General features: G+C 65.2%; 21 protein-coding genes. 14 read left to right on the top strand and 7 right to left on the bottom strand.

Translation table 11 applies throughout. The features are described from left to right. The first annotated feature begins 43 nt into the window (after positions 1 to 43). Complete coding sequence (locus tag ACEWQ0_RS10305) at positions 44 to 745, top strand: M48 family metallopeptidase (protein ID WP_476481844.1); 702 nt, start codon at positions 44 to 46, stop codon at positions 743 to 745. A gap of 298 nt (positions 746 to 1,043) precedes the next feature. Here ACEWQ0_RS10305 and ACEWQ0_RS10300 read toward each other — a convergent pair whose 3' ends face one another. Next, a complete protein-coding gene (locus ACEWQ0_RS10300; RefSeq protein ID WP_476481845.1) occupies positions 1,044 to 3,065 on the bottom strand; it encodes a sodium-translocating pyrophosphatase in 2,022 nt (673 codons plus the stop codon). A gap of 220 nt (positions 3,066 to 3,285) precedes the next feature. Here ACEWQ0_RS10300 and ACEWQ0_RS10295 point away from each other — a divergent pair, with 220 nt between their 5' ends. Continuing rightward, positions 3,286 to 3,873, top strand: a complete 588-nt coding sequence (locus ACEWQ0_RS10295) for a hypothetical protein (RefSeq protein WP_476485302.1) — start codon at positions 3,286 to 3,288, stop codon at positions 3,871 to 3,873. Between the two features lie 129 nt (positions 3,874 to 4,002). Further along, a complete protein-coding gene (gene ppa / locus ACEWQ0_RS10290) occupies positions 4,003 to 4,536 on the top strand; it encodes an inorganic diphosphatase (protein ID WP_476481847.1) in 534 nt (177 codons plus the stop codon). A 30-nt stretch (positions 4,537 to 4,566) separates the two neighbouring features. Here ppa and ACEWQ0_RS10285 read toward each other — a convergent pair whose 3' ends face one another. Genes ACEWQ0_RS10285 through ACEWQ0_RS10275 form a run of 3 tightly spaced genes read right to left on the bottom strand, consistent with a single transcriptional unit; the run spans position 4,567 to position 8,134 of the window. Then, on the bottom strand, positions 4,567 to 5,568 hold the full coding sequence (locus ACEWQ0_RS10285) for a hypothetical protein (protein WP_476485301.1): 1,002 nt from the start codon (positions 5,566 to 5,568) through the stop codon (positions 4,567 to 4,569). Between the two features lie 2 nt (positions 5,569 to 5,570). After that, on the bottom strand, positions 5,571 to 6,983 hold the full coding sequence (locus ACEWQ0_RS10280) for an MBOAT family O-acyltransferase (RefSeq protein ID WP_476485300.1): 1,413 nt from the start codon (positions 6,981 to 6,983) through the stop codon (positions 5,571 to 5,573). Beyond that, positions 6,980 to 8,134 carry a class I SAM-dependent methyltransferase gene (locus ACEWQ0_RS10275; RefSeq protein ID WP_476481850.1) on the bottom strand — a complete coding sequence of 385 codons (1,155 nt, stop codon included), beginning with the start codon at positions 8,132 to 8,134 and terminating at the stop codon, positions 6,980 to 6,982. Before ACEWQ0_RS10275 ends, ACEWQ0_RS10280 begins: the two co-directional genes overlap by 4 nt. A 109-nt stretch (positions 8,135 to 8,243) precedes the next feature. On the opposite strand from ACEWQ0_RS10275, the gene ACEWQ0_RS10270 reads away from it, so the two are divergent. Further along, positions 8,244 to 9,122 carry a class I SAM-dependent methyltransferase gene (locus ACEWQ0_RS10270; protein WP_476485299.1) on the top strand — a complete coding sequence of 293 codons (879 nt, stop codon included), beginning with the start codon at positions 8,244 to 8,246 and terminating at the stop codon, positions 9,120 to 9,122. Between the two features lie 40 nt (positions 9,123 to 9,162). Here the strand turns inward: ACEWQ0_RS10270 and prmA are convergent, their stop codons facing one another. Continuing rightward, positions 9,163 to 10,092: a 50S ribosomal protein L11 methyltransferase gene (gene prmA, locus ACEWQ0_RS10265; protein ID WP_476485298.1), complete on the bottom strand. Its 930-nt coding sequence runs from the start codon at positions 10,090 to 10,092 to the stop codon at positions 9,163 to 9,165. Continuing rightward, complete coding sequence (locus tag ACEWQ0_RS10260; protein WP_476481853.1) at positions 10,089 to 10,820, bottom strand: 16S rRNA (uracil(1498)-N(3))-methyltransferase; 732 nt, start codon at positions 10,818 to 10,820, stop codon at positions 10,089 to 10,091. The genes prmA and ACEWQ0_RS10260 overlap by 4 nt, the downstream gene beginning before the upstream one ends. 94 nt (positions 10,821 to 10,914) lie before the next feature. Between ACEWQ0_RS10260 and gspG the strand changes: the two genes are divergently transcribed. The 10 genes from gspG to nudE all read left to right on the top strand — a co-directional run bounded on the left by gspG (position 10,915) and on the right by nudE (position 17,478). Further along, positions 10,915 to 11,355 (top strand): type II secretion system major pseudopilin GspG, encoded by a 441-nt coding sequence (gene gspG / locus ACEWQ0_RS10255; RefSeq protein WP_476481854.1) that lies wholly within the window; start codon positions 10,915 to 10,917, stop codon positions 11,353 to 11,355. Beyond that, complete coding sequence (locus ACEWQ0_RS10250) at positions 11,324 to 11,857, top strand: prepilin-type N-terminal cleavage/methylation domain-containing protein (RefSeq protein ID WP_476481855.1); 534 nt, start codon at positions 11,324 to 11,326, stop codon at positions 11,855 to 11,857. The genes gspG and ACEWQ0_RS10250 overlap by 32 nt, the downstream gene beginning before the upstream one ends. Then, on the top strand, positions 11,854 to 12,213 hold the full coding sequence (gene gspI / locus ACEWQ0_RS10245; protein ID WP_476481856.1) for a type II secretion system minor pseudopilin GspI: 360 nt from the start codon (positions 11,854 to 11,856) through the stop codon (positions 12,211 to 12,213). Before ACEWQ0_RS10250 ends, gspI begins: the two co-directional genes overlap by 4 nt. Continuing rightward, entirely contained in the window at positions 12,210 to 12,800 is a 591-nt protein-coding gene (gene gspJ, locus ACEWQ0_RS10240) for a type II secretion system minor pseudopilin GspJ (RefSeq protein ID WP_476485297.1), read from the top strand. Before gspI ends, gspJ begins: the two co-directional genes overlap by 4 nt. Continuing rightward, positions 12,797 to 13,720 carry a type II secretion system minor pseudopilin GspK gene (gene gspK / locus ACEWQ0_RS10235; protein WP_476485296.1) on the top strand — a complete coding sequence of 308 codons (924 nt, stop codon included), beginning with the start codon at positions 12,797 to 12,799 and terminating at the stop codon, positions 13,718 to 13,720. Before gspJ ends, gspK begins: the two co-directional genes overlap by 4 nt. A 2-nt stretch (positions 13,721 to 13,722) precedes the next feature. Further along, positions 13,723 to 14,898, top strand: coding sequence for a type II secretion system protein GspL (gene gspL / locus ACEWQ0_RS10230; RefSeq protein WP_476485295.1), 1,176 nt, complete (start codon positions 13,723 to 13,725; stop codon positions 14,896 to 14,898). After that, the gene (gene gspM / locus ACEWQ0_RS10225) at positions 14,895 to 15,383 is read left to right on the top strand and encodes a type II secretion system protein GspM (protein WP_476485294.1); all 489 of its coding nucleotides are present in this window, start codon (positions 14,895 to 14,897) and stop codon (positions 15,381 to 15,383) included. Before gspL ends, gspM begins: the two co-directional genes overlap by 4 nt. Then, a complete protein-coding gene (gene gspN / locus ACEWQ0_RS10220; RefSeq protein WP_476481861.1) occupies positions 15,376 to 16,095 on the top strand; it encodes a type II secretion system protein N in 720 nt (239 codons plus the stop codon). The genes gspM and gspN overlap by 8 nt, the downstream gene beginning before the upstream one ends. 79 nt (positions 16,096 to 16,174) lie before the next feature. Continuing rightward, the gene (locus ACEWQ0_RS10215) at positions 16,175 to 16,918 is read left to right on the top strand and encodes an inositol monophosphatase family protein (RefSeq protein WP_476481936.1); all 744 of its coding nucleotides are present in this window, start codon (positions 16,175 to 16,177) and stop codon (positions 16,916 to 16,918) included. Beyond that, positions 16,915 to 17,478 carry an ADP compounds hydrolase NudE gene (gene nudE, locus ACEWQ0_RS10210; RefSeq protein ID WP_476481862.1) on the top strand — a complete coding sequence of 188 codons (564 nt, stop codon included), beginning with the start codon at positions 16,915 to 16,917 and terminating at the stop codon, positions 17,476 to 17,478. Before ACEWQ0_RS10215 ends, nudE begins: the two co-directional genes overlap by 4 nt. Positions 17,479 to 18,393: 915 nt before the next feature. Here nudE and ACEWQ0_RS10205 read toward each other — a convergent pair. After that, positions 18,394 to 18,813, bottom strand: a complete 420-nt coding sequence (locus ACEWQ0_RS10205) for a CopD family protein (protein ID WP_476481863.1) — start codon at positions 18,811 to 18,813, stop codon at positions 18,394 to 18,396. Positions 18,814 to 18,853 lie beyond the last annotated feature (40 nt).

Here is an 18,853-nt window from a genome sequence, read left to right as displayed (position 1 = left end):
AGCAAACCAGCAAACCAGCAAACCAGCAAACCAGCAAACCAGCATGAACTACCGTCTCCGCCATCACCCCCGCGCCCGGCGCGTCAAGCTGCGCATCGAGCGCGATGGCGCCCTGGTGGTCACCGCACCCGCTCGGGTGCGTCGCAGCGAGATCGATCGTTTCGTCAAGGCCCAGGAAGCCTGGATCGCGCAGGTGCGCGCGCGCCTGGCAAGCCAGCGTCAAAGTCGGGATCCGGCAACCAGCGGGCTTCGCCCGGCCCGCCTCGACCTGCCGGCGATCGGCGAGCAGTGGGCGGTGATTTACGGCCCACATGGAGCAGGTTCGGTGGATCGTTGCCGCGCTGAACAGGTCGTCCATCTGCCCGAGGCCGAAGCGGAGGAGCAGATTGCGCGTCGTCTTCAAGCCTGGCTCAAGCAGCGGGCGCGGGCAAGCCTGACGCCGTGGGTCCAGGCGCTGTCCGCGCAGCACGGCCTGAATCCGGGCTGCCTCAGTTTTCGCAATCAGAAAACGCGCTGGGGCAGCTGCTCATCCCGCGGCAATATCTCGCTCAACGCGCGGCTGCTGCTGTGCTCGCCCGAAGCCTGCCGCTACGTGCTGATTCACGAGCTGGTGCACCTGGAGCACCCGAACCATTCGCCCGCTTTCTGGCGCCGCGTCGGTGAGCTATGCCCGGGCTATCGCCAGCACATGCAAGAACTCAAGATCGTCTCGAATCGACTGCCCGACTGGGTGACGGCAAGCTGACCACGAGCGACGACACCAGTACCAAGCACCAATTTTCAAACATTTCTCGATGTCCCATGCTTGAATGATCGAAGCCAATTCCGGCTTCGCTCGTCGGGGGGCCACTTCGGGTTCGCAGGTGGCTCGGCTCCCCGTTCAGGTCATTCAAAAATCGAGACTTCGGATTTGTTTGGGATTTGGTGCTTGTGATCCGGGCATTTCGAGTTCGAATCGCCGGCTCGATCGGCTGAGCCACCCCCGTAAAAAGGAAACGCGGCCAGCGGCCGCGTTTCCAGAGCACTGAGTTCGATGCTGCCGATCAGTGCGTCAGCAGCGGTGCGATCACCAGGCTGACGATGGCCATGACGTTGATCAGGATGTTCATCGACGGGCCGGAGGTGTCCTTGAGCGGGTCGCCCACGGTGTCGCCGACCACATTGGCCTTGTGCGCTTCCGAGCCCTTGCCGCCGAAGTGGCCCTTTTCGACGTACTTCTTGGCGTTGTCCCAGGCGCCGCCGGCGTTGGCCATGGTCAGCGCCAGCAGAACGCAGCCCAGCAGCGCGCCGCCGAGCATGCCACCCAGCGCCTCGGCGCCCAGACCAAAGCCGATGACCACCGGGCCCAGCACGGCCAGCGCGGCCGGCAGCATCATGCGCTTGATGGCAGATGTCGTGGCGATGTCGACACAGCGCGGCGCGTCGGGCTCGGCCTTGCCGTCGAGCAGGCCGGGGATTTCGCGGAACTGGCGGCGGATTTCGGTGATCATTTCGAAGGCGGCGTCGCCGACGGCGGTCATGGTGATGGCCGCGACCAGAAACGGGAAAATGCCGCCGATGAACATGCCGATGAGCACGTTGGGATCGGAGATTTCCAGCGAAAAGTCGGGCATGCGGTGGCTGACTTCGGCGATATAGGCCGAGATCAGGGTCAGCGCCGCCATGGCGGCAGCCCCGATGGCAAAGCCCTTGCCGATGGCGGCCGTGGTGTTGCCGAGCTCGTCGAGCGAGTCGGTGATCTTGCGGGTTTCCTCGCCCAGGCCGGCCATCTCGGCGATGCCGCCGGCGTTGTCGGCCACGGGGCCGTAGGCGTCGATGGCCATCGTCATGCCGACCGTGGCCAGCATGGCAACCGCGGCGATACCCACACCGTACAGACCGGCCGCAGCGTTTGCCACGAAGATCATCACACAGATTGCAAGCACCGGAATGACCACTGAGCGCATGCCGGTGGACAGTCCGGAAATGATCACCGTGGCGGCCCCGGTTTCACCGGAGTGAGCGATGTCGCGAACCGGCTTGCCGGCGGTGAAATACTCGGTCGACAGACCGATGACGATGCCGCCGGCCGCGCCGACCAGCGCTGCAACCCAGACGCCGGTGTTGATGCCGAGATACTTGACCAGGAAAAAGGCGAGCGCGATAAAGCCGATCGCCGAGGAAATGGTGCCCGTGCGCAGGGCCACTTCCGGGCTCTTGCCCGACGAGGCGCGCACCAGCAGGATGGCACCGATGGAGCAGACCAGCCCCAGAGAAGACAGCAGCAGTGGCAGCCCCATCACCGCCGAGCCTTCGCCCAGACCGTCGATATAGCCGCCGCCGGCCCGCTGCCACATCACGGTGGCCAGGGCCACGGTGGCAATCATGGCGCCGCAGTAGGATTCGAAGATGTCCGAGCCCATGCCGGCCACATCACCGACGTTGTCGCCGACGTTATCGGCGATCACGCCGGGGTTGCGCGGGTCGTCTTCGGGAATGCCGGCCTCGACCTTGCCCACCAGGTCGGCGCCAACGTCGGCAGACTTGGTGAAGATGCCGCCGCCGACACGGTAGAACAGTGCCACCACGCTGGCCCCCATGCCAAAGCCGTGGATGTTGTTTGCCGTCTCCGGATCGGATCCGAACACCAGGTAGAGCGTGCCCAGGCCGAGCAGGCCCAGGGAGGCGACCAGCATGCCCATCACCGAGCCGCCGTAGAAGGCGACGCTCAGGGCGCGGTTGGTGCCGTGTTCGTGGGCTGCGGTGGTCGTGCGCACGTTCGCGCGCGTGGCGGCAAACATGCCGAAAAAGCCGGCCATGGCGGAGCATACAGCGCCGACGAGGAAGGAGATGGCGGTCTGAATGCCCAAGCCCGACACCGACAGCGCCACGAAGATCACGGCGACCGACAGGCCGATCAGTATCAATTCACGGCGCATGAAGGCCGAGGCGCCCTGCTGGATCAGCTCGGCGATCTGGCTGGGCCGGCCCTCCATGGCCGGGTAGCGCATCACCACGCGGTACAGAATGAAGGCCACGATCAGGCCCACGACCCCGAGAACCGGGGGGATCATCAACTGGTTCATTTTGACTCCCGAAGATCAGGTCACAAATTGTTGGAATGCAAGCGCGAGCGTACGGCTCCGGGCAAACGCCCGGAACGCAAAATCGAGTAATTGTAAGGAAAAACCGCTATCCTTGCTATACTTCGCGCCTTGTTCGATCAGCCTGCCCGCGTCGGGTGGCGATATTTCAGGGCGCAGGTGAGGCAAGAAGCAGGGAAATGACCAGAGGGGTTTATTGGACATGGCTGATGTTGCCATCACGCTGTCGCTGAGCCGCAGGTCGGGCATGCTCGCCGCCGCGGTCTCGGCTGTCAGCCGGGCCGGACTGAACTTCAGAAAACACCGCTACATCGACGCCGACGCGGGGTATCGAATCAAGCTGAGTGCCGACTCGGAGCATGAGTTCGGAGACCCAAGGGCGCTTATCGACGAGCTGTCGACAATTCGCGGCGTTGCTGCGGTCGAAGACGTGGTTGTGGATGGGCGCTCGTTGCTCCATGCCGAACCCGAGCCCGAGCCCGGGCCGGCTCCCGAGCCAGCGACAGAGCCAGCGACAGAGCCATCACCGGCTGCCGCAGCGCCCGAGGAAGTATCGGCACCCGCGCCAGACGGCGCGGTAGAGCCGGATGTCTTTGGCGACATCGACGCCGCTCCGGAGGCATCATCCAGTTATCAATCCGGCTGGGATGAGGTCGTGGGCGACAGCGATGATGCGCCACGAGCGGGCGCCGAGTCACCGCCTTCACCGCCAGCGGCAGAGGCAAAATCAAGCGATTACACCGGTCGCTCCCGACTGTTGATGAGGCGCCGTCGCCGGCTCCGACGCTGATGGTCGCCATCATCATGGCGAGTGGCTGGCCTGCCGGAGCCGGTATCGGCAAGCACGGGGTGGAGCGCGCAGGCGGTGACTATGGCAGGATGATCCCAATCCAGACTTCCGCAAAACGGCTTTGCATACATGAACGTCAATGATATTGCGCCGGGCGTGAATCCGCCCGACGACTTCAACGCCATCATCGAAATACCGCTCGACGGCCCACCGGTCAAGTACGAGGTCGACAAGGAGACCGGCGGCATTCACGTCAACCGGCTGCTGGCCACGGCCATGCGCTATCCCTGCAACTATGGATTCGTGCCCAACACGCTGGCTGAAGACGGCGACCCGCTTGATGTAATGGTGCTCATCAGCGTACCGCTGCTGCCCGGTTCGATCATTCGTTGCCGTCCGATCGGTTACCTTGAAATGTCCGATGAGGCCGGGCGTGACGTCAAGATCGCGGCCCTGCCGATCGAGGCAGTCTCGCCGCTGCACGAGGATATCCAGTCCATCGACGATCTGGCTCGGTTCAGCCGCCGCAACATTCGCCACTTCTTCAGTCACTACAAGGATCTGGAAGTCGGTAAATGGGTCGAGGTGTTGGGCTGGCACGGCCCCGATGAGGCGCGCGGGGAGATCGTCAAAGCCATCGAGGCGTTCAGCGGTAACGCTTGATCGTTCAACTTGGTTGTTATTAACCCGGCGTCAATAGCCGGCCGGCAGTACGCCAGCCTCGTTCAGAATGCCGATCAGCGACCGGGTAAACCGGCCGCGGTCGCTGCCATCGATATGCGAAGTATCGGGTAGCGTGAGCTCGGCCAGCTGCGGGTGGTCGGCGAAATGCACCGTGACAGCGCCGGTGGCCTTGGCCAGCTGATTCCAGTACTTTTCGCGCGGATAGTGCTCGCGGTCAAGCGTCCAGTGATCGTCGGCAGTGGGCATGCGTAGAAATACCACCTTGCCGCCGCGCTGCTGGATGGCGGTGACGGCCTCGGCAAGAGGCTCGAGTGCGTCGAGCCAGCGCGCCGGGGAAGGTGGCGGCCGGCGCGCGTAGTCTGCGGCCAGTCCGTGGACGAAGTTCTCTCGCAACCCGGCGACATTTGCCCGGCTGTAGTCCGCCGAAATGGTGCGGTCGTCGAGCAGGCGGGTGTAGTGGTGTGGTGGGGGACGGTCGTCGAGCCAGCCCGTCAGCCGCCGGACCAGGTTGAAGTCACTGCCGGCCATGACCAGACGTTTTTGCAGCCCCGTGAGCAGTTGTCGCTCGATGCGGCGCTGGGGGCCGAAGTCGCGCTGATGGTGGCGCACCCAGGGTTCGCTCATGTCGCGATACCAGTGGGCCAGACCGCGTGCATCCACAGCCACGAGCAGCACGCCGGCAAAGTCCGGGTCATGGGCGAGGTCCTGCAGCACCGCGGTCGGATAGTGGCCATTGATGGCCAGCGAAGTGGCGCGCCAGCCCGGCATGCTTGATTCGAAGGCCTCCGTGGAGAAGGCGAGCTGAATCCGCGAGGCGCCGATGACGGTGAAATTCCGCGCTTGAGCGACAGTCGTTGCCCGGTCGCGGTGCAGGCTCCACAGATCGCGGTCGTCGTAGAGCGCCGGTTCGTGGCCCTGCTGGCGCCACAGCCACTCCCAGCCGGTCAGCGTTACGCCTGCGACCAGCAGGGCCAGGACGATCACGGCGATGGATTGCGCCTTGCGTTGCATGCTCAGAACTGGAAGTAGATGAAGGCCCGGCTGTCGCCGGGGCTCATGAGAACGGCGGCCAGCAGCAGCCCGACCATCATCCCGCGAACGGGCCAGGGCAGTCGAGCGTGGACGCGCTCGATCTCGACGCGGCGCATGGCCGCATGCCAGGCGAGCAGCACCGCCATGGTCGCCAGCGCAAGCCAGCCGGCCGTGTTCATCGTCGACGCCGAGGCGCTCAGCAGGGCGGCGTAGAACGAACCGGCCTGCGCCAGGCTTTCGGCGCGAAACAGCACCCAGGTCAGCGTCACCATGACAAAGGTGATCGCCATGTACAGCGGCGCCATCGCGCGATGGGCGAGCAGGGCCGAGCGCCCGGCCAGCGGCCTGAGCGTGTGCTCGATGACCAGCCACAGGCCGTGGACCAGACCCCAGAGCACGAAGGTCCAGGCCGCACCGTGCCACAGCCCGCCCAGGCCCATGGTGATGACAAGACTGGCCAGGGTGCGTGCGCGACCATGACGATTGCCGCCGAGGCTGATGTAGACGTAATCGCGTATCCAGGTTGAAAGGGAAATATGCCAGCGCCGCCAGAAGTCGGAAAAGCCGACGGCGGCATAGGGCGTATGGAAATTCTTCGGCAGCACGAAGCCGAATACGCGCGCCGCGCCGATGGCGCACAGCGAGTAGCCGGCAAAGTCGCAGTAGATCTGGCCGCTGAACGACAGGATGCTCGACCACGCCTGCAGGGTGCCGATGCCCCCGGCAGCGGCAAAGCCGGCGTCGACCACCGGCGCGAATACGCTGTCGGCCAGCACCGTCTTGAGAAACAGCCCGCCGACCATCAGCGCCGCCCCCAATTCGAGATTGCCGGCCGTGATCGGTCGCGGGGCCGCCAGCTGGGGCGCAAACTGCTCGTAACGCACGATCGGGCCGGCCACCAGCTGCGGAAAGAAGCTCACGTAAAGCGCGTAGTCGATCAGGTCATTGCCGGGTGTAATACGCCGGCGGTAGACGTCGAAGGTGTAGGACAGGGTCTGAAAGGTGTAGAAGGAAATGCCGATCGGCAGCACGACGTCGAGCAGCGGCGCCTGGAAGGCGGCCAGGCCGAGCCAGCTGCCAACCTGGTTGTAGTTGGTGATGAAAAAGTCGGCGTACTTGAACCAGCTCAGTAGTCCGAGGTTGATCAGGATGGACAGCAGCAGCCACAGCTTGCGATGACCCGGGCGGTCGCTTTGGCTCAAGCGCCGGGCGGCGTGCCAGTCGACGACAGTGGAAATTACCAGCAGCCAGATGAAAACCGGGTTCCAGGCAGCATAGAACAGATAGCTGGCGGCCAGCAGTTCGAGCTTGCGTACGCGCCAGCCGCGACTGAGTGCCACCAGGCCCCACAGCACGACGATGAACAGCGCGAAGGTCAGCGAGTCGAAAGTCATTCGCGCTGAAGACGCCCGCAGTAGATCAGGGCGCGCTCTCCGTCTGCAGTTACCGCGGTCAGCGACAGCCAGGGCGCCCGCTGATTGGGCAGCTCGAGGGTGCAGGAAAAGCCACTTTGGGCCAGTCCGGCATGCCCGAGAACTTCAGCGACTTTTGGAGTGGGCAGGCCGACAGGCTGGCTGAAGGTCTGCTCGCCCAGGCGGATTGTCACACCGTCGAAACCGGCGTCATCGAGCGAGCCTGCCCAGCCGGCCAGATGAACCTTGCGCCCGGATGAGTCGAGATGAAGCTCGTCGAGCCAGCCCCGGGGGCCGCGTCGAAAACCATCCAGCTTCGAGAGGTCGCGCCGGCCCCGGGTAAGAACGTAAATATCCTGCTCGTGCGCCAGCAGTCGCGGCAGGCGCCAGAGCGACACATCGCGGCCAAGCTGCTCGTCTACGACGCGCTCGACATAGCCCGGCGTTACATAGGTCGTGCCGTAGATGGCCGGATCAAGTTCTGCGTTTTCGCTGCCGGCTATGTAGAGCAGGCCGGAAGCGGGCACGCTCATCGATGGCGGCAGTGTGGCCTCGTCGTGAACGCTGAAGCACAGCACCCCGTCGTCTTCGAGCAGCCCGGCCAGGCGAGCGAGCCAGCGTGCGAAAAGCCCGTCGGGCAGATGCGAGAACAACGAGGCCGCCCAGATCATGTCGAACCGGCGGGCCGGGCGGAAATCCTCCGGCATGGCGGTCGAGAGCAGTGCGTCGATGCCGTAGCGCCGGCGAACCCAGGCGACGGCATCGGCCTGGATTTCGGCTGCGTGGAGGTGCTCCTGGGGCAGCGTGTGCGTCAGAAAGCGCAGCAGGCGCCCGTAACCGCAGGCAAAGTCAAGCAGCTGCAGCCGGTCGAAGCGGCCGTACAGTCGCTCGATCAGCTGGCGCACGACCTGGTACTGCTGCAGGGCAACGGCAAAATACTGGCTGACGGCAAGATTGGCGTCGCCGTGGGCATTGAGCGAATGGGCCAGCATCTGGCAGTCGGGGTGGATTCTGGCATCGAGCCGTCCAGCCTGCAGATCCCGACCGTGGGCAGCCAGGGTTTCGGCCAGCTGTGGATCTTGCTGCGCGCGATCGGCACTGGCCTGTAGACGGGAGAGTTCGGATTCGCTCATATTGGTGGAAGTCTTGCCGCGCGACGAGGTGACGCGGAATGCTACCATTATGCGCCGCCGTGATCGCCTGGCGGACCACCAGCCTCAGCCTTTTCCAGAGTTCAGTTCGATGGAAGAACGAGATACAAACCTTCATTCGCTGCTGAGTCGCGCCCGTGCTGCGGAGCAGGGGGGCGATGAGCGGGCCGGCGATCTGTATGCCGAAGCACTGGATTGCGATCCGGCCTGCCTGGAGGCACACAACGCGCTGGAGCGCCTGAATCATGCGCGTCGATTCAGCCGTTGGATGCGCATCAATTGCAACATCCATCCGGACGACGACATCTTCCGTTTTTTCGCTCGCGACGGCCAGAGCAGGAATCCGGTTCGGGACTACCTGGCGGACGGCTGGCGGACGCTCAGCGAGCTGATGGTGCTGCTCGAGCGGCTCGATCAGCCACTGCTCAAGACTGCCAGCATGCTCGAGTTCGCTTCCGGCTTCGGCCGTTTCACGCGCCACCTTGCACCGCTATTGCCTGGGCGCCTGCGCTGTGCCGATATCCTGCCGGGGAGCATGGCGTTTGCCCGCGAACAGTTCGGCGTCCAGACGCTGGAGTCCAGTTTCGAGCCGGAGTCCATGGACTATCCGGCTCGTCATGAACTGGTCTTCGTGCTTTCGCTGTTCACGCACCTTCCGGTGGCTGACTGGCAGCGCTGGCTGCGTAGCCTTGCCAGAGCTGTCGAGCCTGGCGGCCTGCTATTGCTGTCGTTTCACAACGAAGGGGTCGCCGGTGATTTTGGCGTGACGCTGGATGATGCCGGCTGTTTTTTTACCCCCAGCAGTGAATCTCCGTCACTTGACCCGCAGCGTTACGGCACCACGTTTACCACGCGCGACGTGGTCGAGCGCGAGATACAGGCTGCGCTGGGCGTGGCGCCCGAGCTTTATCAGCCGCTGGCTTTCTGGGTGGGCCAGGATGCCGTGGCCATTCGCATTCCACGACGCTGAAGTGTGGCTAAACCCTTCCGCATGGCCTGGTATGACAGGCTCAGTCAGCGCGTTCGGTATCGCTTCGGAACGCTAGCCGCACCCAGTCATCCCGCTCACTGACATCGATCGGCTCGTCCAGCCCGGCGTAGGCCTGAATGACGGATTCTGCCTGTTCTGACAGGATGCCGGAGAGCACCAGCGTGGCGCCCGGGCGCAGGCAGGCCATCAGCTGTGGTGCCAGTTCGATCAGCGGGCCGGTGAGGATGTTGGCCAGCACCAGATCGAAACGCCGCAGGCTGTAATCGAGCTGCTCGAAGGTCTCGGGCAGCAGGCGCTCGATGCGGCCGGACAGATCATTGCGCCGGGCGTTTTCGCGTGTGGCCTGCAGCGCCTGCGGATCGTGATCGACGGCTACCAGCCGCCCCGCGCCTTTCAGCCCGGCCGCGATGGCGAGAACGCCCGAGCCACAGCCAAAGTCGAGCACATCCCGGCCGGTCAGTTCCATGCCGTCGATCCACTCCAGACACAGCGCGGTGGTCGGATGGGTGCCCGAGCCAAACGCCAGGCCCGGATCAAGCCGGATGACCAGCGGCCAGTCGGGCTCGGGGGTGACGTGCGAAGGACAGATCCACAGATCGCGGCCAAAGCGCATCGGTTGGTACTGGCCCATCCACGCCCGTCCCCAGTCCTGGTCGGCCAGTTCGGTGAAGCGCAGGCTCGCGGCGGCCTCGTCGAGCCCGGCCTGAGCCAGGGTGTCGGCGATCACCGTGCGGTCGATGTCGGTGTCGAACAGACCTTCGACGATGGTCTGCGGCCACAGCGGCGTGGTGCCGGGCAGGGGTTCGTGGACCGGTACGTCGGCCGCATCGAGCAGAGTGACGGCGTGTGCGCCGGCCTCTGACAGGGCCACTTCGACCTGATCGGCGTTTTCATCGTCTACGGTGACGCGGGCTTTCAGCCAGCCGGCAGGGGTTGCTGCATGGATCATTGCCAGTCTCCAAAGAGGGTTTGCAGGCAGGCTATCGCTGCCGGTCCCGCGGTTTCGGTTCTCAGTATGCGCGGGCCCAGCCCCACGCCGGTACTGCCTTGTCGCTCGAGCCAGCCGATCTCGGTATCGGTCAGTCCGCCTTCGGGGCCGATGATCAGTGCCACCCCGTCGTCGGCGGGCGCCCGAATGCGGCTGAGCGTATCTCCGCTTGTCGGATCCAGATGTAAAGGCCGGCCTGCCGGCCAGTCCATGGCGGTCAGTTCGACCGGTGGCTGCACGGCAGGCACGCACACTCGACCGCTTTGCTCGCAGGCGGCCACGGCCACCTGTTGCCAGTGGCGCTGGCGCTTGGAGGCTCGCTTGCCGTCCAGGCGCACTTCCGTGCGCTCGGTGAACACCGGCCGGACTTCGGTGACGCCGAGTTCGCAGGCTTTCTGGATGCACCAGTCCATGCGATCACCGCGGGCGACGGCCTGCACCAGGCAGATCGACAGCGGTGATTCGACGGTGACTTCGACTCGCTGCTGCAGCGCGACGCTGCAGCGATCACCCGGCCCGGTCGCCGTGATGGTGGCAAAGTATTCGTGGCCGTCGCCATTGAACAGCGCCAGCTGATGGCCTGCTTTCTGCCGCAGCACGCGTACCAGGTGTCGTGATGGGCCCGGCTCGAGCTCGACTTCGTGGCCGGCTTCGAGCGGCTGTTCAGTATGGATCCGTATGATGCGCATGATTCGAGCCTTTCAGATGGCCGCCGACAACTTGTTGCCGAGGAACAGTTTGCGCGTATCATGGCAATGGCAGCAACAGCCCGTAACGGACTCAATGAACCACTCCAACGCTCGTGCCCACGGCGGCTTCTCTTTGATCGAGATCCTTGTCGTGGTGGTTATTATCGGCATTCTGGCCGCGGTCGTGGTGCCGCGCGTCATGGACGAGCCCGAACGTGCCCGCGTGACCAAGGCCCGGCAGGACGTGCAGGCCCTGGTGACCGCGCTCAACATGTACAAGCTGGACAACTTCAATTACCCGTCCACCGAACAGGGTCTGGAAGCCCTGGTGCGCCCGCCCTCGGGCCAGCCGCCGGCGCCCAACTGGAAGCAGGGCGGCTACCTCGATCAGCTGCCTGCCGATCCCTGGGGCAACCGCTACCAGTATCTCAATCCCGGCGCGCATGGCGAGATCGACGTCTGGTCCTTCGGCGCCAACGGCACGGCAGGGGGTGAGGGAACGAATGCGGAAATCGGCAACTGGCAGAACGAATAGCCGGCGCCTGGCTCGCCCCGGATGCAGCGCAGGTTTCACGCTCATCGAGGTGCTGGTGGTGGTGACCATTGCTGCCGTGCTGGCATCGCTGGTCGTTCTTCGTCTGGGCAACTGGCGCTCGGGTGCCGAGCCGGAGGAGCAGTTGAGGCGCCTGGCGGCGCTGATCGAGTATCAGTGCGAGCAGGCGTTGTTCCAGGGGCGTCCGCGCGGCATCCGGCTGACGTCCGAAGGCTATGATTTCTGGCAGTCGACCGCCTCCGGGTGGCTGCCCCTGCCGGACGACGAGGTGGCCCGACCCCGTGCCTGGCGCGGCCAGGCGGCGCTGGATCTGGTGGTCGAACAACGCACCGTAGGCCTCGAGAAAGATCCCCCTGCCCCGCAACTGCTCTGCCAGCCGCTGGGCGAACTGACGGCTTTCCGGCTCGAAATGCGAGCCGGCGATCGGATGACGGCGCTGGCTGGCGAGCCCGGCGGTGTGCTCGCGCTCGAGGACGGGCAATGAGGCTGGCTGCGGGCTTCACGCTGCTTGAAGTGCTGGTCGCTCTGGTCGTGGTCGCCGTTGCCGTTGCCGCGCTCGGTCGGGCGGGCAGCCAGGTGCTCGACAGTCAGGCGCAGCTCGAGCAACGAACCTGGGCGCTTTGGGTGGCCGACAACGCTTTGGCCGAACTCGAGCTCGACGGTGGCGTGACCCCTGGTCGGCGTCAGGGCAGTGCCGATATGGGACAGCAGACCTGGCACTGGGAAATGTTGATCCAGCCGGCGCCGGGTGGCGAGCTGCTGCGGGTGGAGGTGGCCGTTTTTGCGTCTGCGGCGAGCGAATCGCCGGTGGCTATGCATACCGGATTTCTGCCGCCGTGAGCGTTTCGCGCAAGTCTGCCGGCGGCTACACTCTGGTCGAGGTGCTGGTAGCGGTACTGGTTTTCGGGGTCATGTCGGCCAGTGCCTACGTGGCCCTGGATGCGCTCAGCCGGGCCGCCGGTGGCCACCGCGAGCGCAGCCAGGCCTTCGCTGCGCTGCAGCTGGCCGTGACGCGAATGGATGCGGATCTGCGCCAGCTCGCAGCCCGACCGGTGGCCGCGCCCGCCGGCCGGGTCGAGCCGGCCCTGCAGGGTGAGCCGCGGCGCCTGCGGGCTACCCGCGGCGGCTGGGTCAATCCGGCCGAGGTGAAGCGCTCCACGCTGCAACGGTTCGGCTGGCAGCTGTCCGGCAGCGAGCTGCAGCGCGTCCACTGGCCGGTCACCGACCGTGCCGCCGACGCCCAGGCGCAAGCCGAAACCGTGCTCCCTGATGTCGAGGCGCTGCGGTTTGCCTATCGCTCCGCCGGCGGCGGCTGGCAGGAGCATTGGCCGCCCGACGAGGCGCTGGCGCGCCTTCCGGCAGCGATCGAGATGAGGCTCGATACGCGCCGCTTCGGGCGGGTGCGGCGGGTGGTGGTGCTGCAATGATCATGCTGCAGCGCCAGCGCGGCAGCGCGCTTTTGATTGCATTATTGGCCGCGGCGCTGGCGATGGTGATCGCCACGACGCTGCTCGAACGCGGACAGCGATCGCTGGCCCGCAGCGAGGCGCTGCTGGCGACCGAACGCTCCTGGCAGTATGCCCGGGGGATGTCGGTGCTGGCCCGGCGCATGCTCGAGCAGGCCGTGGCTGAAGGCGCCGACCCGTCGACCCTGGAGGATTCCTGGACGGCGCCTTTTCAGGTGCCTGGAGGCCTGGTTCAGGGCCGGCTCGAAGACCAGGGCGGGTTGTTCAATCTCAATGCGCTGGCGCATCCGGATGATGCCACGGCCTCGGCAGCCCGCGAAGCGTTTGCTCGCCTGCTCGAGCAGCAGGGTCTCAATCCGATCATCAGTGATGAGCTGGCAGACTGGCTGGATGGCGCCATGCTGCCGCGCCCGGGCAGTGCCGCCAACGACTGGTATGCCCGCCAGGATCCGCCTTATCGCACCGGGGGCGTTTTGCTCGCCAGCGCCAGTGAGCTGCGCTGGCTCAGAAGCGTGGATCAGGCGGTCTGGCAGGCGCTGGCCCCACTGGTTACAGCGCTGCCCGAGCCCGAGCTGCGGATCAACGTCAACACCGCCCAGCCAGAAGTGCTGGCTGCCGTGATCGCCGAGGTCGGCCTTGATCAGGCTCGGCGGGTGGTCGCCGAAGGCCCCTTTTCCGATGTGGTGCGGTTTGTCCGGCATCCGCTGATCGAGCCGATCATCGCACCCGACGAGCAGCAACACCTGTCGACTCGCAGCCGCTGGTACCTGGCCCGCGCGCGGGTCGTCATCGACGGAGTGGAGCGCGATTACTTCCGCCTGATGAGCGGCGCGGCGGCAGGTTATGATGGTTTTCGTCGTTTCAGCCAGGGGGTGCCCTGAACATGGCGCGTTCGCGCTCGGACAGCCTGGTCATTCACGCCGCCGGTGCACGCTGGTCCTGGGCGCTGCTCGATCGCGGCGGCCGAGTGGTCGAGCAGGCGCGCTGTGATCCCGCCGCGCCGGACTGGCCTGGTGATCGCCCGGCCACCCTCCTGATTGATGCCTCGCGTTGCCTGGGGCTGCGCCTGGAGCTGCCGCCTCTGCGCGGCAGAAAGCTTGAACAGGCGCTGCGTTGGGCGGCCGAAGAGCACCTGGCCGGCAGCGCCGAAGACGAACATGTGGTCGCGGGCCCGCGTGATGACTCGGGGCGCCTGCAATGCGTGAGTATCGCCAACCCGGTGATGGCGGAACTGGCCGACTCGCTGGCTCACGTGGACGCCGAGCGCATGCTGCCCGATGCCCTGTGCCTGCCCTGGCAGCCGGGCCGGGTCAGCCTGGCCGAGCACGAGGGCCAGATCCTGGCGCGCTGGGACGCATGGTCGTTTGCACGTTTTGATGGCGAGCTGGCCGCCGACATGCTGGCCGCGGCAGCGCCTGACGACGCTGGATGGGACTGGTATGGCGGTGATCCACCCGGATGGGTTGAGCAGCACGGTGCCCGAAACCTGGCCGATGGGCGGTCATTGCCGGCCATTCTGGCCGCCACGGCGGCGACGATCGATCTGAACCTGCTGCGTGGCGACTGGGCGCCGAAATCGGCGGCAAATATCAAGGCGCAGTGGCGCTGGACGGCTATTCTGGCAGCCGTTGCGGTCGTCACGCTCGTGGCGGGTGCGGCGCTGGAGCGCTACCAGCTTGGGCAGCGCTCGACTGAACTCGAGGCCGCCATCGAGCGGCAGTTTCGCCAGGCCTTTCCGCAGGTCGGGCGCATCGTTCGCCCGCAAGTGCAGGCCGAGCGCGAGCTCGCCCGGCTGCGCTTCGGTCAGGCCGAGGGCCTGCTGGATCTGATGCATCGTGTGGCGCCGGTCATCGATGGCCAGTCGCAGCTGGAGCTCGAGCGCCTGGACTATCGTGATGGCGTGCTTGAGCTGGGTCTGAGGGCTCCGGATGTGGCCGCTCTGGAGCAGCTGGAGCAGCGGCTGCGCGTGCTTGAACTCGTCGCCGAGGTGCAGACGGCCAGCATGGACGACCAGGGCGCGCAGGGGCGTATTCGCGTCAGTCGTGGAGGCGGCGCATGAGCATGAATGCATGGCAGCAGCTCGAGCCGCGGCAGCGCGGGCTGATTGCCCTGTCCGGGGTGGTGCTGGTGGCGGTGCTGGTCTATGTCTGGCTGTGGGAGCCACTGGCCGAGGCGCGTGAGTCCGCGCGCGCGCGTATTGCCGGCCAGCAGGCGCTGCTGAGCTGGCTCGAGGACGTCACGCCAATGGCCGCACGCCTGCGCCGGAACAGCGCTTCCGCACCGGATTCGGGCGAACGTTCGCTGCTCGGCCTGGCCGATGAGACCGCCCGCGCCAGCGGCCTGGCCGGCACGCTGGCGCGCATAGAGCCTGTCGGTGACGCCCAGGTGCGCGTGTGGCTCGAGGGTGCGGAATTTGTCGCCGTCATGCAGTGGCTGGAAACATTCTCGCGCAGTCACTCGGTTCGTGTCGATCAACTTCAGGTCGACGGGAGCGGCAGCGAGGGCCGGGTCAACGTTCGCGTCACTCTTGTCAGCAATGCGTAGAATTCTGTGGCTGATGATTCTCATGGTGCCGGTGATCGTCGTGATCACGCTGCCGGCACACGTGATCGTCTCGCGAGTGGACGTCGCCGAGGACCTTCGCAACGTGCAGGGGACCCTGTGGCAGGGCGAGGCCGTCTGGCAGCAGCCCGGAATGGCTGCCATCGACCTGCGCTGGCGCTGGAGCGGCTGGAATGGCTGGAGCGACTGGTCCTGGCAGGCGCAAGGGCAGGGGGTGGATCTGCGGGGCAGCTGGCAGCCGAGCATGGCAGCGACCCGCCTTGCCGATATCAGTGGCAGGATTGACATGCGTCAACTGGATGCACAAACCTGGTTGATCAGCGCCCGACCGCGCGGAGAACTTGAGGTGGACGTGGCCCGCGCAGTGATCGCGGACGGGCAGCCACCACAGGTCGACGGCAAATTGATCTGGCGCGATGCGCGGCTCGCGGGCGCGGTGGAGGAGTCGCTGGGAGAAATCACGGTGCGCCTGGATTCACAAGGCCGTGGCCAGCGGGCGGAAGTGGTATCCACCGAACCGGGTGCAATTCAGGTACGCGGTGATATCGACCTGGGGGCCGAGCGCTACGAAGTGGATCTGTGGTTGCGCGCCAGCGCCGAGCGCCCCGAGCTGCTGCGTCAGATTGCCTGGCTTGGCGAGCCGCAGCCCGATGGACAGGTCCGAGTGCGTCTCAGCGGCGCGCTGGGTTGGTAGGGATGGATGATCTGACAGGCGCTGTTGACCAGCAACCGCATAGTTGAGGAGATTTTTGATGATTGATCTGGCCCGAGCCATGGAGACAGCGCAGGCCGCCGCCGATGCCGCCGATGCGATTGCAATGCGCCACTTCGGGGGCGCGATCGAGGTCGAGGTCAAGCCTGACGAAAGCCCGGTGACGGCCGCTGATCGCGAAGCCGAGCAAGCCATTCGCGACGTCATACAGGGCGAGTTTCCCGATCATGCCCTGTTTGGCGAGGAGTATGGCTACAGTGGGGAGAGCGACTGCCTGTGGCTGATCGATCCGATTGACGGCACGCGCAGCTTCATTCGCTCGCTGCCCTTCTGGTCCACGCAGATCGCGTTGATGGTCAACGGCGAGCTGGTGCTCGGCGTGTCCTCGGCCCCGAGCTTTGGTGAGCGTGCACGTGCCATCCGGGGGCAGGGTGCTTTCATTGATGACCGCCCGGTGCAGGTACGCCAGCTCGACCAGCTGGAGCGGGCCGACGTGAGTTTCGGCAATCTGCGCAGCCTGGCACGCGGTGCCGGCTGGCCCTGGGTCGGTGAGCTGGTTGCCCGCGCGGCGCGCTCACGTGGCTACGGTGATTTCTATTCATACCATCGGCTGGCCGACGGCGGCCAGGATGTGGTCGTCGAAAGTGATGTCAATATCCTTGATATCGCTGCGCTGGCCGTGATTGTGCGGGAAGCCGGGGGCGTCTTCACCGATCTGGACGGTCATGAACCCGGTCTGGAAACCCGCTCGGTGCTGGCGGCCTGCCCCGAATTGCACCGACAGTTGCTATCCTCGCGCACATGAGCAAACGAGAATCCTCCCATCCCCTGCCGGTAGTTCACGCCCGGCGTGAGCGGCGCCCAGCCGACCTGTTTCGCGTTGAACAGCTTGATCTGGAGTTTGCCAACGGCGAGCGCCGCACCTACGAGCGGTTGATCAGCCGCGGGGTCGGCGGCGTCATTATTGTGGCCATGCCGGATGACGATCATGTACTGCTGATTCGTGAATACGCCTGCGGCGTGCATCGCTATGAACTGGGCCTGCCCAAGGGCCGACTCGAGCCGGGCGAGAGCCATACCGAAGGCGCCAACCGCGAGCTGCAGGAAGAATGCGGTTTCGCCGCACGCTCACTGACCGAGTTGGGCTACCTGACGCTGGCGCCGGGTTACATGACCCACCGTACACACGTCATTCTCGCCCGTGACCTCTATGAGTCGAAACTGCCCGGCGACGAGCCCGAAGAAATTGAAGTAGTGAAGTGGCCAATGAATGATCTGGTCAGCCTTATACAGCGTGATGACTGCACTGAAGGCCGCAGTATCGCTGCCCTGTACATGGCGCGGGATATAGTGAACTCAGGTTGAGTGATGGCCGCGCGGTGCGCGTCCCGGGTTGCACCGCTGTGCTGCGTCGCGGGTGAGATCAGTGCCAACTTTGATGGGCAGCTGGCACCGCTGCAACTGTGGGAGCGGCCTCCAGGCCGCGATCTTTTATGCGCTGAGTCGCCTGTACGGCTGATGCTGCGGGGTGTTGTGCGGGCCGCGGCACTTCCAAGAGCCTCAACACTTCTAAAGTCAAGATCAAAGTCAAAGGCGTTCCGCCCGCCTGCTTCGCAGGCTGATGGCGGGTACCTTTTTTCCTGCGCGAAAAAAGGCACGAAAAAGCGCGCTTTAAAGTCAACTTCAAGATCCCACGTTCCGGGGTTTCAGGACTTGCACCGGGAGGTGGCTGGCCCCTTCGGGGAGCGGGCTTCGCGAGGGCTCGGTCGGTGGATCCGGTGGCCGTAATCCGGATAGGATGAAGCCCGCAAGAGGGCAGCCCGGCTTCGATCAGCGGGCATCCGGCCAGGGGGAAATTACCCACGCCTTTGGCTTCGATCAGCGCCGTATCGCGGTCTGGAGGCCGCTCCTGCAGGTGCTGGCGTCAATACCCCGCCGGTGGCGCGCAACGCGCGGTGTAGCCCTCGCGAGCGCAAGCCGCCGGATCTTTCCCATGCCCACTTCCGGAAACTATCCCGGGCACCACGCGACCCGCCGGGCCAGAGCGAAGCCCCCGCACCGAAGGGGCCAGCCCGCACAGCAACCGAGTCCTTGAGACAACCAAGCGTTGGACCTTGACGTTGAAGAGCGATTCTTGGTTACTTTTTCAGCTCTGGAAAAAAGTCACTCGCCATCAGCCTGCGAAGCAGGCGGGCGAAACGCCTTTGACCTTGATTTTGAAGTGTCGAGACCACCTCATCGACCCGAGAAGCTGCCTCAGCCTCAGAACGGTTTGAAGCCTCAGAACGGTTTGACGATCACGAGCACCACGATGACGATGAGAAACACCGCCGGGACTTCATTGAACAGGCGATACCACTTCGAGCTGTGGCGGTTGTCACCGCGGGCGAAGGCCCGCACAAGCTGCCAGCACCACAGGTGATAGCCGATCAGTCCGGCCACCAGCGTCAGCTTGACGTGCATCCAGGCGCCGTTGCTCAGGTGCCAGGGTTCGCCGATCAGCGTGGCCAGGCCGAAGGTGACCGCCAGCGCGCCGCCGATGTGGGTGATGCCCAGCAGGCGCCTTTGCATGATCTTGAGCAGCTCGACGGTGTGCCCCGTGGGATTCTCGGTGGCATAGACGAACAGCCTGGGCAGATAGAACAGGCCGGCGAACCAGGTGACGACGAAAATGACATGAAACGCTTCAACCCAACGCATGGGGCGCTCCTGCGGACTGGTCCCGGTTCATAGTGCCCGC

This window comes from Wenzhouxiangella sp. YN9 (assembly GCF_056324165.1).
The sequence above is the reverse complement of the archived record's forward strand: the minus strand, read 5'-3'. Positions and strand labels throughout refer to the sequence as shown.

Excerpts from the sequence above, each read along its gene's own strand:
- ppa (WP_476481847.1), top strand. The coding sequence starts at position 4,003 with ATGAACGTCAATGATATTGCGCCGGGCGTGAATCCGCCCGACGACTTC.
- gspK (WP_476485296.1), top strand. The coding sequence starts at position 12,797 with ATGATCATGCTGCAGCGCCAGCGCGGCAGCGCGCTTTTGATTGCATTA.
- ACEWQ0_RS10305 (WP_476481844.1), top strand. The coding sequence starts at position 44 with ATGAACTACCGTCTCCGCCATCACCCCCGCGCCCGGCGCGTCAAGCTG.
- ACEWQ0_RS10295 (WP_476485302.1), top strand. The coding sequence starts at position 3,286 with ATGGCTGATGTTGCCATCACGCTGTCGCTGAGCCGCAGGTCGGGCATG.
- ACEWQ0_RS10285 (WP_476485301.1), bottom strand. The coding sequence starts at position 5,568 with ATGCAACGCAAGGCGCAATCCATCGCCGTGATCGTCCTGGCCCTGCTG.
- ACEWQ0_RS10280 (WP_476485300.1), bottom strand. The coding sequence starts at position 6,983 with ATGACTTTCGACTCGCTGACCTTCGCGCTGTTCATCGTCGTGCTGTGG.
- gspI (WP_476481856.1), top strand. The coding sequence starts at position 11,854 with ATGAGGCTGGCTGCGGGCTTCACGCTGCTTGAAGTGCTGGTCGCTCTG.
- gspM (WP_476485294.1), top strand. The coding sequence starts at position 14,895 with ATGAGCATGAATGCATGGCAGCAGCTCGAGCCGCGGCAGCGCGGGCTG.
- ACEWQ0_RS10300 (WP_476481845.1), bottom strand. The coding sequence starts at position 3,065 with ATGAACCAGTTGATGATCCCCCCGGTTCTCGGGGTCGTGGGCCTGATC.
- gspG (WP_476481854.1), top strand. The coding sequence starts at position 10,915 with ATGAACCACTCCAACGCTCGTGCCCACGGCGGCTTCTCTTTGATCGAG.
- gspN (WP_476481861.1), top strand. The coding sequence starts at position 15,376 with ATGCGTAGAATTCTGTGGCTGATGATTCTCATGGTGCCGGTGATCGTC.
- ACEWQ0_RS10205 (WP_476481863.1), bottom strand. The coding sequence starts at position 18,813 with ATGCGTTGGGTTGAAGCGTTTCATGTCATTTTCGTCGTCACCTGGTTC.
- ACEWQ0_RS10275 (WP_476481850.1), bottom strand. The coding sequence starts at position 8,134 with ATGAGCGAATCCGAACTCTCCCGTCTACAGGCCAGTGCCGATCGCGCG.
- ACEWQ0_RS10270 (WP_476485299.1), top strand. The coding sequence starts at position 8,244 with ATGGAAGAACGAGATACAAACCTTCATTCGCTGCTGAGTCGCGCCCGT.
- ACEWQ0_RS10260 (WP_476481853.1), bottom strand. The coding sequence starts at position 10,820 with ATGCGCATCATACGGATCCATACTGAACAGCCGCTCGAAGCCGGCCAC.
- ACEWQ0_RS10250 (WP_476481855.1), top strand. The coding sequence starts at position 11,324 with ATGCGGAAATCGGCAACTGGCAGAACGAATAGCCGGCGCCTGGCTCGC.
- gspL (WP_476485295.1), top strand. The coding sequence starts at position 13,723 with ATGGCGCGTTCGCGCTCGGACAGCCTGGTCATTCACGCCGCCGGTGCA.
- nudE (WP_476481862.1), top strand. The coding sequence starts at position 16,915 with ATGAGCAAACGAGAATCCTCCCATCCCCTGCCGGTAGTTCACGCCCGG.
- prmA (WP_476485298.1), bottom strand. The coding sequence starts at position 10,092 with ATGATCCATGCAGCAACCCCTGCCGGCTGGCTGAAAGCCCGCGTCACC.
- ACEWQ0_RS10215 (WP_476481936.1), top strand. The coding sequence starts at position 16,175 with ATGGAGACAGCGCAGGCCGCCGCCGATGCCGCCGATGCGATTGCAATG.